The organism is Caulobacter sp. P1_B12_2, from assembly GCF_056406675.1.
The window spans coordinates 1-13,836 of record NZ_JBFTZS010000063.1; the positions used below are offsets into that span (position 1 = coordinate 1).

At 69.6% G+C, this 13,836-nt stretch carries 13 protein-coding genes; 8 read left to right on the forward strand and 5 right to left on the reverse strand.

Features of this window, described 5'->3' with window-relative positions; all coding sequences use genetic code 11:
• Nucleotides 1-422 precede the first annotated feature (422 nt).
• The 3 genes from ligA to AC1DZ6_RS06095 all read left to right on the forward strand — a co-directional run bounded on the left by ligA (nt 423) and on the right by AC1DZ6_RS06095 (nt 3,918).
• A complete protein-coding gene (gene ligA, locus AC1DZ6_RS06085; protein ID WP_477096297.1) occupies nt 423-2,783 on the forward strand; it encodes an NAD-dependent DNA ligase LigA in 2,361 nt (786 codons plus the stop codon).
• A gap of 2 nt (nt 2,784-2,785) precedes the next feature.
• Nucleotides 2,786-3,391, forward strand: coding sequence for an exonuclease domain-containing protein (locus tag AC1DZ6_RS06090; protein WP_477096298.1), 606 nt, complete (start codon nt 2,786-2,788; stop codon nt 3,389-3,391).
• A gap of 110 nt (nt 3,392-3,501) precedes the next feature.
• Nucleotides 3,502-3,918 carry a DUF2147 domain-containing protein gene (locus tag AC1DZ6_RS06095; RefSeq protein WP_477096299.1) on the forward strand — a complete coding sequence of 139 codons (417 nt, stop codon included), beginning with the start codon at nt 3,502-3,504 and terminating at the stop codon, nt 3,916-3,918.
• A 53-nt stretch (nt 3,919-3,971) separates the two neighbouring features.
• On the opposite strand, the gene AC1DZ6_RS06100 is transcribed toward AC1DZ6_RS06095, so the two are convergent.
• The 4 genes from AC1DZ6_RS06100 to AC1DZ6_RS06115 form a co-directional block, all read right to left on the reverse strand.
• A complete protein-coding gene (locus AC1DZ6_RS06100; RefSeq protein WP_477096300.1) occupies nt 3,972-4,271 on the reverse strand; it encodes a DUF3892 domain-containing protein in 300 nt (99 codons plus the stop codon).
• 219 nt (nt 4,272-4,490) lie between these two features.
• Entirely contained in the window at nt 4,491-5,282 is a 792-nt protein-coding gene (locus tag AC1DZ6_RS06105) for a TrmH family RNA methyltransferase (RefSeq protein WP_477096301.1), read from the reverse strand.
• A 5-nt stretch (nt 5,283-5,287) separates the two neighbouring features.
• A complete protein-coding gene (locus AC1DZ6_RS06110) occupies nt 5,288-6,190 on the reverse strand; it encodes a class I SAM-dependent methyltransferase (protein WP_477096302.1) in 903 nt (300 codons plus the stop codon).
• Between the two features lie 17 nt (nt 6,191-6,207).
• Nucleotides 6,208-7,671 (reverse strand): glycosyltransferase, encoded by a 1,464-nt coding sequence (locus AC1DZ6_RS06115; protein WP_477096303.1) that lies wholly within the window; start codon nt 7,669-7,671, stop codon nt 6,208-6,210.
• A 165-nt stretch (nt 7,672-7,836) separates the two neighbouring features.
• Here AC1DZ6_RS06115 and AC1DZ6_RS06120 point away from each other — a divergent pair, with 165 nt between their 5' ends.
• From AC1DZ6_RS06120 to AC1DZ6_RS06135, 4 genes are read left to right on the forward strand one after another with little or no spacing between them, the layout of a single operon-like run.
• Complete coding sequence (locus tag AC1DZ6_RS06120; RefSeq protein WP_477096304.1) at nt 7,837-8,472, forward strand: TetR/AcrR family transcriptional regulator; 636 nt, start codon at nt 7,837-7,839, stop codon at nt 8,470-8,472.
• Between the two features lie 5 nt (nt 8,473-8,477).
• A complete protein-coding gene (locus tag AC1DZ6_RS06125; RefSeq protein ID WP_477096305.1) occupies nt 8,478-9,290 on the forward strand; it encodes an ABC transporter substrate-binding protein in 813 nt (270 codons plus the stop codon).
• Nucleotides 9,233-10,273 carry a FecCD family ABC transporter permease gene (locus tag AC1DZ6_RS06130; protein WP_477096309.1) on the forward strand — a complete coding sequence of 347 codons (1,041 nt, stop codon included), beginning with the start codon at nt 9,233-9,235 and terminating at the stop codon, nt 10,271-10,273. The genes AC1DZ6_RS06125 and AC1DZ6_RS06130 overlap by 58 nt, the downstream gene beginning before the upstream one ends.
• Nucleotides 10,270-11,040, forward strand: coding sequence for an ABC transporter ATP-binding protein (locus tag AC1DZ6_RS06135; protein WP_477096306.1), 771 nt, complete (start codon nt 10,270-10,272; stop codon nt 11,038-11,040). Before AC1DZ6_RS06130 ends, AC1DZ6_RS06135 begins: the two co-directional genes overlap by 4 nt.
• Nucleotides 11,041-11,042: 2 nt before the next feature.
• Here the strand turns inward: AC1DZ6_RS06135 and AC1DZ6_RS06140 are convergent, their stop codons facing one another.
• Nucleotides 11,043-13,205: a transglycosylase SLT domain-containing protein gene (locus AC1DZ6_RS06140; RefSeq protein ID WP_477096307.1), complete on the reverse strand. Its 2,163-nt coding sequence runs from the start codon at nt 13,203-13,205 to the stop codon at nt 11,043-11,045.
• Between the two features lie 260 nt (nt 13,206-13,465).
• On the opposite strand from AC1DZ6_RS06140, the gene AC1DZ6_RS06145 reads away from it, so the two are divergent.
• Nucleotides 13,466-13,836 (forward strand): dihydrodipicolinate synthase family protein (locus tag AC1DZ6_RS06145; protein WP_477096308.1); only part of this gene is annotated, 371 nt, incomplete at its 3' end.

The window sequence follows — 13,836 nt, forward strand, 5'->3', positions numbered from 1 at the left end:
GGAGTCGCCGACGGCCCCTTCCGGGCGACTTTGATCCTGCCCGCCTGAGGGGAAACGTCGATCGGGATGAAACARGCCCTCARTCGCCGTCCCTTGAGAAGAACGGTTTCGCGGAGCGGACTGGTCTAGCCGAAACGCACATACATAACTCACGGTCATCCGGGCTTGGCCCGGCCGCTCCGCGCCTCCTCACCCCACTCACAGCCAGTTTGGCGTGGGATCACACTCACTTGCCCCCACCTGGCGGCTACGCCGCCTGTCCGCCCCCAGAGGGGGCGGAGGACGCGCGTACGACTCCTCTTCCCCCTTTGGGGGAAGAGGACCGCGAAGCGGTCCGTAGGGGGCAAGTGTTCGCCGCACGGCTTCGCACGGGGGGCCACCCCCGCTAGTCTGCCCCCGTTCTCCAGCCTCCGGATTCGCCCGTGTCCCAGATCGCCGTCGCCGACCTCACCGAAGCCCAGGCCGTCCTGGAGCTGGAGCGCCTGGCCGACGAGCTGGCCGCCCACGACCTGCGCTACCACCAGCAGGACGCCCCGACGATCACCGACGGCGAGTACGACGCCCTCAAGCGCCGCAACCTCGACATCGAGGAACGCTTCCCGCACCTGGTGCGCGACAACTCGCCGAGCCTGCGGGTCGGCGCGGCGCGGGCCGAGCAGTTCTCGCCGGTCGAGCACGGCGTGCCGATGCTGAGCCTCGACAACGCCTTCTCCAACGACGAGGCGACCGAGTTCGACGCCCGCATCCGCCGCTTCCTGCGGCTGACCAATGAGCCGGTGTTCTACACCGCCGAACCCAAGATCGACGGCCTGTCGGCCTCGCTGCGCTACGAGAACGGCGTGCTGGTCCAGGGCGCGACGCGGGGCGACGGCCGGATGGGCGAGGACGTCACCGCCAACCTGCGCACCATCGACGACATCCCGCATCGGCTGAAGGGCGCCAATCTTGAAGAGGGGGGCTGGCCCGAGGTGATCGAGATCCGGGGCGAGGTCTATGTCGAGCTGGAGGCCTTCGCGGCCTTCAACGCCGCCGCCCTGGAAGCCGGCCAGCGCACCTACGCCAACCCCCGCAACTTCGCGGCCGGCTCGCTGCGCCAGATCGATCCGAAGATCAGCGCCCAGCGGCCGCTGCGGTTCTTCGCCTATGCCTGGGGCCTGACCAGCGGCCCGTTCGCGGCCGGCCAGTGGGAGGCGCTGGAGAAGCTCCATTCGTGGGGCTTCGTGACCACGGCCCCGCCGGCCCGCCGCGTCCAGGACGCCCAGGGGCTGCTGGACGCCTATGCCGAGTTCGAGGTCCTGCGGCCCAAGCTGGCCTTCGACATCGACGGGGTGGTCTACAAGGTCGACGATCTGGAGCAGCAGCGCCGGCTGGGCTTCGTCTCGCGCTCGCCGCGCTGGGCCGTGGCCCGCAAGTTCCMGGCCCAGCAGGCCCGCACCATTCTGGAGGCCATCGACCTGCAGGTGGGCCGCACCGGGGCGATCACCCCGGTGGCGCGGCTCAAGCCCGTCACCGTGGGCGGGGTCTCGGTGACCAACGCCACCCTGCACAACGCCGACGAGATCGCCCGCAAGGACGTGCGGGTGGGCGACACGGTGATCCTGCAACGGGCCGGCGACGTGATCCCGCAGATCGTCGAGCCGGTGCTTGAAGAGCGGCCGGCGGACACCGAGCCGTTCCAATTCCCGACCCGTTGTCCGTGTCCGCTGGACACGGAGATCGTCAAGGAGACCACGGCCTCGGGGGCCGAGACCGTGGTGCGCCGGTGCAGCGGCGAGTTCGCCTGTCCGTTCCAGCGAATCGAGCACCTGCGCCACTTCGTCTCGCGCCGCGCCTTCGACATCGAGGGCCTGGGCGAGAAGCAACTGGCGGCGTTCTTCGAGGCCGGCTGGATCAAGGAGCCGGCCGACATCTTCAAGCTGGCCAAGGACGAAGAGAAGCTGGCCGAGCTGCGGACCCGCGACGGCTATGGCGAGACCTCGGTGGCCAATCTGATCAAGGGCATCGAGGCGCGGCGCACCATCGGCCTGGACCGGGTGATCTACGGCCTGGGCATGCGCGACATCGGCGAGACGACCTCGACCGTGCTGGCCCGGAACTTCGACGACTTCCCGGCCTTGCAAGAGCTGGCGGAGAAGGYCGCTGCCCAACTGCCCGGCGCGGTCTATCTGGAGCTGTCCGGCGCGGCCGGGGTCGGACCCAAGGCGCGCGACGAGCTGGTCGAGGCCGGCAAGGGCGGGCTGAAGGCCGATCCCTGGCCCGAGGCCGACAGCCTGGAGGTCAAGATCGGCCACGCCGTGCCCAAGCTGAACAAGCCGGCCCGGGCGGCCCTGGCCGAGCGCTACGGCGACTGGAACAGCTTCGCCCAGGCCTTGGCCGAGGCCGGGCGGGGCGCGCCGGGCGATGACTATCTGCAACTGGCCGCCATCGACGGCGTCGGTCCCGTGGCGGCCCAGTCGATCGCCCGGTTCTTCGCCGAGGAACACAATCTTCAGCGCGTGAAGAACCTGATCGACGAGCTCGACATTCAGGCGGTCGCCAAGCCCAAGACCGACACCGCGGTGGCCGGCAAGACCATCGTCTTCACCGGTTCGCTGGAGAAGATGACCCGCGACGAGGCCAAGGCCCAGGCGGAGGGGCTGGGGGCCAAGGTCGCCTCGTCGGTGTCCAAGAAGACCGACCTGGTCGTGGCCGGCCCCGGCGCCGGCTCGAAGCTGAAGACCGCCGCCGAATTGGGGATCCAGGTGATGACCGAGGACGAGTGGCTGGCCCTGGTGGGGGGCTGACCATGCCGGTCGTCGCCATCGATTTCGAAACGGCCAACGAGCAGCGCTCCAGCCCCTGCGCCATCGGCCTGGCCTGGATCGAGGACGGGCGGATCACCGAGGTCGAGCACCACTACATCCGGCCGATCGACATGCGGTTCTCGGGCTGGAACATCGCGGTCCATGGCATCCGCCCGGCCGACGTCGAGGACGCCGACGAGTTTCCGGCCGTGCTGTCGCGGCTCCGGGCTCGGATCGAGACGGCGACGGTGATCGTCCACAACGCGTCGTTCGACATCAGCGTGATGCGCCGGACCTGCGAGCTCTACGGCCTGCCGTTCCCCTGTTTCGACTACATCTGCACGGTGCAGGTGGCCAAGAACGCCTGGCCGCAGCTGCCGTCGGCCAAGCTGAACGCGGTGTGCGACTTCCTGGGCGTGGAGTTCAAGCACCACGACGCGGCCCAGGACGCCTTCGCCTGCGGCAGCGTGGCCCTGGCCGCGGTCGAGGCCACGCGGGCCTCGCACATCCGCGAGCTGCCGGACAAGCTGGGCATGGTCGCCGGCCGGCTGACCGCTGACGGCTACACGACCTGTTCAAGCCGGGGTCTGAAACGGCGATCGTTCTAGGCGGGGCAAAAAGGGAGAGATCGGCGAGCCTCGTTCGAACCTGGCGATCAATTCACGGGCGGTTCAGCCGAACGCGCGTTAGAAAGGGCCAACCACTAGGGAGACGACCCATGAAACTGCCGATCCTCGCCGCCGCGCTGGCCCTCTCGGTGTCGGCTCCGGCCTTCGCCCAGGATGTCACGGGGCTGTGGCAGACCGAAACCAACGGCGGCCAGGTCGAGATCGCCCGCTGCGGCAACAGCCTGTGCGGCAAGCTGGTGAGCTCGGACCACATCAAGGCCAATCCGGGCGCGAAGGACGAGCGCAACAAGGACACCAGCCTGCGCAACCGGACGCTGAAGAACATGCAGATGCTGTACGATTTCACCGGCGGCCCGACCAAGTGGACCGGCGGCAAGGTCTACAACGCCGACGACGGCGGCATCTATTCGGGCACGATCACCATGACCTCGCCCAACGCCCTGAAGCTGAAGGGCTGCATCGTCGCCCCGTTCTGCAAGACGCAGACCTGGACGCGGGTGAAGTAGAGACCTGCCGGGGACGGGCCCTTGGGCCTGTCCCCATCAAGCTCGGCCGACCGCTAGGCCACGGCCTCGTCGGCCGGACAGTCGGGCAGGGCCAGCATGTCGTGCGGCTCGTAGCGGTCGTTCGCCGTCTTCAGGTAGCGACAGCCGGTCCGGCTGTTCAGCGCCTCGACCTTCACCGGCGCGCCGTCGCGCATGACGAAGAACTGCCACTTGCCGCTGTCGATCAGCTTGATCGCTTCCTTGATCGTCAGCTTCCAGGGCTTGTCGACACCGCCGCAGATGTGGGTGATCCGCTCGTAGGTGCTGTGCCGCCCGTTCCGGGCGATGCTGGTGATTTCCGCGCGTTGAGCCATGGCGTGTTCGTCGTCCGCATAAGATACGCAACAACGACGGACCGTTCTGCCGAGGGCGGAACAAACCGTCGCGGGATGGGCGTTGCTGGTAAAAAACGCGTCGAGATCCGACGCGCCTTCGCATCATAGCAGATCTTGCGCGAAATTGGGGACTTAAGGCTCGGCTTGGCGGCGATGGCCTCGAATCGCGGTCGGATCCTTGCCCCGACCTTTCGAGGATTACCCCGTCACCGTGTAGATCATGATCCCCGTGGCCACCGACAGGTTCAGGCTGTCGGCCCGGCCGCGCATGGGGATCTTCACGTTGACGTCGCAGGCGGCGGCCAGTTCGGGCGGCAGGCCCTGCTGCTCGTTGCCCATCAGGATCAGCGACGGCTTCACATAGTCGGCGCTCTTGTGGTCGACGGTGGCGCTCAGCAGCGTGCCGATCACCGAACCGGGCCAGGTTTCGCGCCAGGCCAGGAATTCCTGGATGGACGCCTTGGCGATCTTGACCGCGAAGATCGAGCCCATGGTCGCTCGCACGCCCTCGACCGAATAGGGGTCCACGCAGTCGCCGACCAGGATCACCCCGCCGCAGCCGGCCGCGTCGGCGGTGCGGATCACGGTGCCCAGATTGCCCGGATCGCGGACGGCCTGCATGGCCACCCAGCACGGGGCGCTTTCGGGCACGATGGCGCTGAGCGGCGTATAGACCTGCTCGAACACGCCCACGACGGCTTGCGGATTGTCGCGGCGCGAGACCTTCTCGAGAATCTCTCGATTGACCTCGATGATCTCGCCGCCGGCCTTGAAGCAGGCCTGGGCGGCCTTCTGCAGCATCGGATGATCGGCGGCGTCGCGGCCGTACATGAGGATCTTGGGCGCATGGCCGCAGTCGATCGCCTCGATGACGATCTTAAGTCCCTCGGCCAGGAACAGGCCGCTCTCCTCACGCTCCTTGCGCATATGCAGGGCGCGGACGGCCTTGACGGTGTTGTTCGACAGCGAGGTGACGGTCTTGGCGTTCATCGTCATCACCCTTCGCTGGCCCAGCGGGCGAAGAACGACAGGCCGATCTGGCGATCGCCCTTTTCCTCGACCAGCGACAGCTCGCCCCAGTCGATGACGCCGCCGCGGCCCTTCAGCTCCTGGGCCAGCAGGCCCGACATCGCCGCGCCCGAGACCCGGGCGGCATAGGCGTTCATCAGCAGGAACGAGGCGTCGGGGGCCAGGATCTGGGCGCAGTTCGTCGTCAGTTCGGCCAGGTCCTCGAACAGGCGCCAGACCTCGCCGTCGGCCCCGCGCCCGAATTTCGGCGGGTCCAGGATGATGCCGTCATATTGCGAGCCGCGTCGCACTTCGCGGGCCACGAAGCGGCGGGCGTCCTCGACGATCCAGCGGATCGGCTTGTCGGCCAGACCGGCGAAGGCGGCGTTGTCGCGAGCATAGCCGACCGATTTCTTGGAGGCGTCCACGTGGGTGACCGCAGCGCCGGCGGCGGCGCAGACCAGGCTGGCGACGCCGGTGTAGCCGAACAGGTTCAGCACCTTGGGCTGGCGGCCCTTGATCGCCCGAACCCTCGCGTCCTGCCAGGCCCAGTTGGCGGCCTGTTCGGGGAAGAAGGCCAGGTGGCGGAAGGGCGTGAACTGGCCGTGGAATTTCGCCTCGCCCCAGGCCAGGTCGAACTTCTCCAGGGGCTTGCCCTTGAACCGCCAGCGGCCGGCCTCGTCCTCGTCGGACGGGTCGAAGACGGCGTCGGCGTTGTCCCAGATCTTGGCGTCCAGGCGCGGGGCCCAGAAGCACTGGGGCTCTGGGCGCACGACGGTGTAGCGGCCATAGCGCTCCAGCTTCCGGCCATGACCGCTGTCGAGCAGGGCGTAGTCGGCCCAGCCGGTGGTGCGCATGACGAGGGGGGCGGCGGCGATAGTCGGRTCCATGCCCCGCCAATACGCGCTCAGGGCAAGGCCCGTCCAGTCCGCGCCAACAGGCGAGGCAGCAGAGGGTTCGCGGCGCGGGGCGTATGCGGGGTCTTGTCCCAGTGGAACGGCGCGACGACGAACTGTCGAAGCGCCTCGGCCGCCGCCAGGCTCTGCAGCGGCCAATAGAGGACCGCGCCCAGCAGGGGCAGGGGGCGTTCTCGATGTCCGGCCCGCCGCTGGGCCTGGGCGCCGGCGATCGCGATGCAGGTCCAGCCGAAGAACACCAGCATCCAGTCCATGGCCGGGACCGTTGGGCACAGGTCGAACCTGGAGCCGACCATCTGCAGCACCACCCAGGCGACCATCGGACCATGCAGGTGGGACGAGATCACCGGGAGGGCCAAGGTCAGGATCAGCGCGACGACGCCTCGCGGGGCGCGAACGATCCGACCGCGCAGGTGCACCGCTAGGGTCTGCAGGTGACCCTTGATCCAACGCGCTCGCTGCAGCTTCCAGACGGGCCAGGCCGTGGGCGCGGTCTCCAGGGTCGGCAGGGCGAGAACGTCCAGTCGATGCCCGCGGGCCGCAAGGCGGAACCCGATGTCGGCGTCCTCGGTGACATTGTACGCGTCCCACCCGCCGACGGCGCGCAGGGCGCTGGCGCGGAAATGGTTGCTGGTGCCGCCCAGGGGGAAGGGCAGGCCCCAGCGGGCCAGAGCCGGCAGGAAAACCTCGAACAGCACGGCGTATTCGAGGGCGAACTGGTCGGGCAGAAAGCGAGGATCGGGCTCGATCCGCAACGGCGCCTGCAGGCAGGCCAGGCTCGCGTCGGCCTGCGCGAAGCGCGCGGCGGCTTCGCGCAGCTGGCCCGGATGCGGCGCATCCTCGGCGTCGTAGATGACCACAAGCTCGCCGTGCGCCCGTTCCAGCGCGATATTGCAGGCGCGCGGCTTGGTCCGGGGCGAACCGGGCGGCGCGATCAGAACCTGGAAGCCGGCCGGCAGATCCAGGGCGGCGAAGGCGGTCTGGGTTTCGTGGTCATCGGCTTCCAGGACGATCAGCACCTGTAGCCGGTCGCTCGGATAGTCCAGCCGCCCCAGATTGGCGACCAACTCCGCCGCAACCGCGGCCTCGCGATAGAGCGGTGCGATGATCGTGTAGGGAGGCAACGCCTCGTCAGCGAGAGGCGCCGGCGCTCTCGACGCGCACGGCGTGAAGGCGGCGACCAGCTTGATGGTCGAATGACCCATGAAGCCGACGAAGAACAGCAGGTGGAACCCCTGCAACGTCGCGTCAGGCCACGTCCCCGCCAAGGCGACGAGGGCCAGGAGAATGATCACCAAGCCGATGGCCTGTCCGCGCGACAGCCGCCGATGGGCTCCATCGTGCAGCGGCGTGGCTGGCAAAGCCGGATCGTCGGCCAGGGCCTCGGCCCAACTGACGTCGGCCGCCTCCGCCCCAGACGCGCGCCGCTGCTGGTCTCTTTCCTCTCGCGCCATCGCCCCCGCCGCGCTTAATCGGATCCAGCGAGCAGATAGCGAATCCTCAACCATAAAGTGTCAAACAGAAAAACACGCGTTTCGGCTAAATCGTTGGGAGTTGCGACGTTTGGGTGATTCCCGTTTAGTGTCGGGTTTGGGGACTAGGTAGGGGAACGCCATATCGTGACGGTCGCGTTGAAGAAGCCGCACAAGTCGGCCCGCAAGCCGAAGGGGGACGGTCACCTGCGCCGGGGAGAGATCCTGGCCGCGGCCGAAAGGATCTTCATCGCCGAGGGCTATGCGGGGGCGACGATCCGCAAGATCGCCGACGCCGTGGGGGTGTCATCGACGGCGCTCTACATGCACTTCCGCGACAAGGATCAGATCCTGCTGGAGATCAGCGACGACGCGATCGGCCAGCTTTTGGCGGTCAATGTCGACATCGCGCACCGGCCGATCGACGCGGTGGCGCGGGTCAAGCTGATGCTCGAGGCCTACATGAAGTTCGCCCTCGACAATCCCAACACCTACCAGTTGGTGTTCTGCGGTTCGCGCGACGTGATCTCCAAGGAGAAGCAGGCCGCCACCGCCGAGCTGGGCGATCGCTGCTTCGAGGAATTCAGCGGGCCGATTCACGAGATCGCCGCCTCCGGCCGCCTGCGCACCGGATCGGGCGAGAGCGCGGCCCAGGTGCTCTGGGCCGCCTGCCATGGGCTGGTGGCGCTGATGATCACCATGCCGGACCGCAACTGGGCTCCGCGCGAAGAGCTGATGACAGTCACGCTCGACGGGTTGCTGCACGGCCTGGTCACGGACTGACATCCATGCGCGCCGCCTTGCTCGCCGGCCTCGTCGTCGGCTTGGCGGCCGCCTCGGGATCCGCCGCCGCTCAGATGGCGCCAAAGCGTGTGATGTCGCTGGACTCCTGCGCCGACCAATACGTCCTGGCCCTGGCCTCGCGAGAGGCGGTGGTCGGCGTTTCGCCACGCGCCGACGCGCCGGATTCCTTTCTCCGCGCCAAGGCGGCCGGTTTGCCGCAACGGCGGACGACGCTGGAGGCCGTGCTCGGCGCGCGCCCTGACGTTGTGGTGCGGCAATGGGGCGGCGACGCCCGGCTGACCGCCGCCGTCGCTCGGCGCGGCGTGCAGACGGTCAGCCTCGGCGACGCCACCGACTTCGACGGCGTGCGCGCCAATGTCCGCCAGGTGGCCCAGGCCTTGAACCGCCAGGCTCAGGGCGAGGCGCTGCTGGCGCGCATGGACGCCGACCTGGCGCGAGCGGCCGGGGCGGGCAGGGGCCGCGCCGCCTTTTACCTGACGCCCGGCGGCTATACGGCGGGCCCCAACACCATGATCGACGCCATGCTGCGGGCGGCCGGCTTCGCCAACGCCTCGACCCAACCCTATTTTTCGCCCGCGCCGCTGGAACAACTGGTGCTGAACCCGCCCAAGGCCGTGGTGCTGGGCTTCTTCGACCTGACCCGGGCTGGCGCCGACCGCTGGGGTCCCGGACGGCACGCGGCGCTGCGCAAGACCACGCGAGGCCGGGTGATCGCCTCGCTGCCCGGCGCCATGCTGGGCTGCTCGGCCTGGTTCGCGGCCGACGGGGCGCGAGCCCTGGCGGAGGCGGCGCGGTGAGCCCCCGTCGCCTGGAGCTCGTCCTGCTGCTGGCCTTGGTTGTCGCGGCTGTCGTCGCCGTCAGCTTGGGCGAGAGCCCGTTGAGCGCGGCGCAGTATCACCGGGCTCTGACGGACCCGGCCTCGGCGCCGGGGGAGGTGCTTTGGGCCATCCGTCTGCCGCGCGTACTGATGGCCGCCCTGGTCGGCGCGGGCCTGGGCCTGGCGGGGGCGACGATGCAGGGCCTGCTCCGCAATCCCCTGGCCGAGCCGGGCGTGCTGGGCGTCTCGGCCACGGCGGGCCTGGGCGCGTCCTTGGCCATAGCCGGCGGGTTGGCCGCCTTGCCGGGCGCGATCGAGCTGGCTGCCTTGGCCGGAGCGTTGTTGGCCGGCGCCCTTGTCGTCGGCCTGGCGGCCCGGTTCCGCGAGCCCGAAGTGCTGATCCTGTTCGGCGTGGCGCTGTCGGCCTTCGCCGGCGCCCTGACGGCCCTGGTCTTCAACCTGTCGCCATCGCCGGTGGCCGTCGCCGAGGTGCTGGCCTGGCTGATGGGATCGGTCGAGAACCGCGACTTTACTGACATCCTGCGCGCCCTGGCCCCGATGGCGGTCGGCGCCGGGCTTTGCCTCTACGCGGCCCGGGGCCTGCGGATGCTGACTTTGGGCGAGGAAGCCGCCCAGATGTCTGGCCTGCCGATGGCGCGCCTGCGGGTAGCGGCGGTGGCCGGCTCGGCCCTGCTGGCCGGGGCCTCGGTCGCGGCGGCGGGCGTGATCGGCTTCGTCGGCCTGGCCGCGCCGCACTTGGTAAGGGCCGCGGTGCGAGACGACCCGGGCAGGCTTCTTCGCCCCTCGGCTCTGGCCGGAGCCTTACTGCTGGTCGCCGCTGACCTGGCCGCCCGGGTGATCCCGACGGAACAGGAACTGAAGCTGGGCGTGGTCACGGCCCTGTTCGGCGCCCCGGTCTTCGCCTTGCTGGCCTGGCGCGCGGCGCGGAGCTGGCGGTCGTGACGGCGGCCTGGACCATCGCGGACGCCAAGGCTCGACGGGGCAAGACCCTGGTGCTGGACGGCGCGTCCCTGAGCGTCATGCCGGGCGAGGTGCTGGGCGTGGTCGGTCCCAACGGGGCGGGCAAGACCAGCCTGCTGCGGGCGGGCCTGGGCCTGATGCCGCTGGAGGCGGGGCAGGCGCGGCTGAACGGTCGCCCGGTCGGCGAGCTGAACCCGATCGAACGCGCCCGTCTGGTCGGCTACCTGCCGCAGGAGCGCCGGCTGGCCTGGAACCTGCCGGCCCTGGACGTCGCGGCCCTCGGCGCGCCAGACCTGCCGCCGGAGCAGGCCCTGGCCGTGGCCCGCGAACGGCTGGAGCGGGTGGGCGTCGCCCACCTCGCCGATCGGGGCGTTCTCGACATGTCAGGCGGCGAGCGAGCGCGGGTGCTGCTGGCCCGCCTGCTGGCCACCCGCGCCCCGCTGCTGGTCGCCGACGAACCGGTGGCGGGTCTGGACCCCGACGCCCAGTTGCTGACCCTGGACCTGCTGCGCGCCGAAGCGGCGGCTGGAGCGGCGGTGGTCGTCACCCTCCACGATCTGGGCCTGGCGGCGCGGTCCTGTGACCGGGTGCTGGTCTTGGACCATGGCCACGAGGCCGCCGAGGGGGCGCCGATCGAGGCGCTCTCGCCGGCGGTTCTGGCCAAGGTGTTCCGACTGGACGGCGCGCTCATCGACACGCCGGCCGGATTGGTGGTGGCGGCGCGACGTTCCGAAGCGTCCTCTCGCTAGACTTACCGCGTACCCGGGACGTAGCCGCCCTGGGGGATCGCCGTCGGGGTTCCACCGATCGGCGGCGGACCACCAATGGGCGGGCCGCTCGGGCCCGCATAGTTGTATCCGCCGCGCTTCAGGTCGCTCGACAGCGTCAGCGGCGTCACGCCGCCGTTGAGACGGGCGCGGTAGACCATGGTCGTCTCGATGGTCCGCATCACGTAGTTGCGGGTTTCGGAGAACGGGATGCACTCGATGAAGTCGAGCGGGTCGGTGGTCGCGCCGCGCGGGTCGCCACACAGCGTCACCCAAGCGGCTGGCCGGCCGGGACCGGCGTTGTAGGCGGCCGAGGCCATGACGTACGAGCCGCTGAAGTTACTGACCATGCTGCCCAGATAGGTCGAGCCCAGGCGCATGTTGTAGAACGGGTCCGATAGGCGATCGACGCTATGGTTCTCGCCCAGTTGCCGCGCCACGACGGCGGCGGTGGCCGGCATCAGCTGCATCATGCCGCGTGCTCCGACCCCCGAGCGGGCGTTGGGGTCGAAATTGCTTTCCTGGCGCGAGATCGAATAGACGAACGCCGTCTCGGCCGCGCCCGGTCCCGGCGTGAACAGGTGGTCCAGCAGCGGATAGCCACGCTCGGGCAGGGTGAAGCCGCGCTGGGCGGCGGTGCGGACGGCGCGCATCGCCAAGTCCTGGTCGCCATAATTTCTGGCCAGATCGACCAGCAGGGCCTCTTCCTCGGCGCTGGGCAGCTGATCGTCGATGTACAGCACGAAGACCCGGACCTGGTCGCGCGCGCCGGCCGCCATCAGGGTGCGCACCGCGCGCACCAGTTCGCGGCCCTCGAAACGGGCGCGGTCGGCCTGGGTGATCGTCGGATCCTTGTCGAGCCTGATCTCCTTGATCCCGGCCTTCTCGGCGGCCAACTGGCCGTAGAAGGTGGTGATGTAGCGCGCGCCCTCGGCGTAGAAGGCCTGAGCCGCGATGCGGTCGCCCTGGGCCTCGGCGGCCCGGCCTTGCCAGTAGAGGGCTCGGCCGCGGGTGATCGGTGAGGCGCCGATCTCGGCGATGCGGGCGAAGTGGCCGGCGGCGGCGTCTGGGTTTTTGAGCCGCGTCAGGGCGAGCCAGCCGGCATAGAACTCGCTTTCGGCCGCGTCCGCGCCATCCTTCAGCTTGGCGTTGGCGGCCGCGTAGGCGCCGGCGCTGTCGCCGGCCTTCAGGGCCGACACCACCAATTGCTTGCGCTCGCGCCAAATGGCCGAGGCCGCGTCGGCGCTCGGGGGCGGGGCGGGGAACTGGCTGACCAGCGGCAGGGCCAGGGTGTCCAGCCCCTTGCGGCGCAGGTAGGCGGCGCGCTCGAAGACCACGCCGGGCTGGGCTTGCTGAGCCGGCGGTAGTCCGGCGTAGAGATCGTTGGCGTTGCTGGCGTTCGAGCGGAAGGCGATCCGCGCCTGGGCCGCCGCCTGCTGGTCGTAGGGCAGCAGCGTGACCATGTCGCGCGCCGCCGGACCCTGGGCGCCGTACAGCAGGATGTCGGCGCGGCGGACGTGGTCGTCGGCGGTCAGAAGGGTGCCGTAGCGGGCCAGGATGCCGCGTTGAGCGTCGAGCTCGAACACCTGATCGCGCCACCAGCGGCGAATCAGGTTGCTCGCGTCGGCGGTGCGGCCGGCGGCCTGGTAGGCGGCGGCGAGGGACATGGCGCCCTCGGCGGTTTGCGGGTCGCGGCCGCCGAACCAGGCGATCATGCGCTGGGCGTCCAGGCCCGAAACGACGAGAGCCTTCTCGGCGGCGTTCTCGCGACGCTGGGCGCGCGGCCAGCCCGACAGGTCGCGACGCGCCTGGTCCAGCTCGAAGAAGCTCATGCTCTCGGCCGCGGCGTCGACCAGGGCCCACAGGGCGATCTTGCGCGACAGCGGGTCCTGGATGCTCGACATCGCCATACGGATCGTGGCGGGGTCGCGACTTGTGACCGCCATGCGCAGGTTGGCGGCGTCGGCCTCGGCCGGCGTGGCGTAGGAGGCGGTCGGCGGCGTGGTGATCAGGCCCCGCGGCATGGCCGAGCCAGTGTAGGGCTGAGGCGTCCGAGGCAGGTCGACGTCGTCCTGAGCCAGCGCGACTCCAAAGAGCGCGACAACGGAGACGCTGCCCAACAAGACCTTGCCCAACCCTGACGCCAAAACGTCGTCTCCTTCGATTCTCCGCCCTTGCGGGCGCTACGCTCGCCCTTTTCAGGCGTGGGCGGGGCCGATTTACGGCGGCCAAACCCGTGTTTGGCAGCTATAGACCGCTTCGCGGCGGATTGACCCCCACTGAAACGTCCCCAAATCACCGTAGAGCGCTACGGACCGGTTGCGGGATATGGGGAGCGGGACATATTGTCCGCCCCCATCCTCAGGCCGCAACCGTCGCGGCGCGTTTCTCACGGCAAATTGCAAGCATGGCTCATTCTCCGTTCAAGGGCGTCCTTCCGGCGCTGGTCACGCCCTTCCGCGACGGCGCGGTGGACGAGAAAGCGTTCGTGGCCCTGGTCGAGCGCCAGATCGCCGGCGGCGTGCATGGTCTGGTGCCGGTTGGCACCACCGGCGAGACCGCGACCCTGAGCCATGAAGAGCACAAGCGCGTCGTCGAACTGTGCGTGCAGACCGCGCGTGGCCGCCTGCCGGTGATCGCCGGGGCCGGCTCTAACTCGACCACCGAGGCGATCGAGCTGGTCGCCCACGCCAAGGCCGTCGGCGCCGACGCGGCCCTGGTGGTCTCGCCCTACTATGTGCGTCCCAGCCAGGAGGGCGTCTATCAGCACTTCAAGGC

Excerpts from the sequence above, each read along its gene's own strand:
- AC1DZ6_RS06125 (WP_477096305.1), top strand. The coding sequence starts at position 8,478 with ATGCGCGCCGCCTTGCTCGCCGGCCTCGTCGTCGGCTTGGCGGCCGCC.
- AC1DZ6_RS06090 (WP_477096298.1), top strand. The coding sequence starts at position 2,786 with ATGCCGGTCGTCGCCATCGATTTCGAAACGGCCAACGAGCAGCGCTCC.
- AC1DZ6_RS06105 (WP_477096301.1), bottom strand. The coding sequence starts at position 5,282 with ATGAACGCCAAGACCGTCACCTCGCTGTCGAACAACACCGTCAAGGCC.
- AC1DZ6_RS06115 (WP_477096303.1), bottom strand. The coding sequence starts at position 7,671 with ATGGCGCGAGAGGAAAGAGACCAGCAGCGGCGCGCGTCTGGGGCGGAG.
- AC1DZ6_RS06100 (WP_477096300.1), bottom strand. The coding sequence starts at position 4,271 with ATGGCTCAACGCGCGGAAATCACCAGCATCGCCCGGAACGGGCGGCAC.
- AC1DZ6_RS06095 (WP_477096299.1), top strand. The coding sequence starts at position 3,502 with ATGAAACTGCCGATCCTCGCCGCCGCGCTGGCCCTCTCGGTGTCGGCT.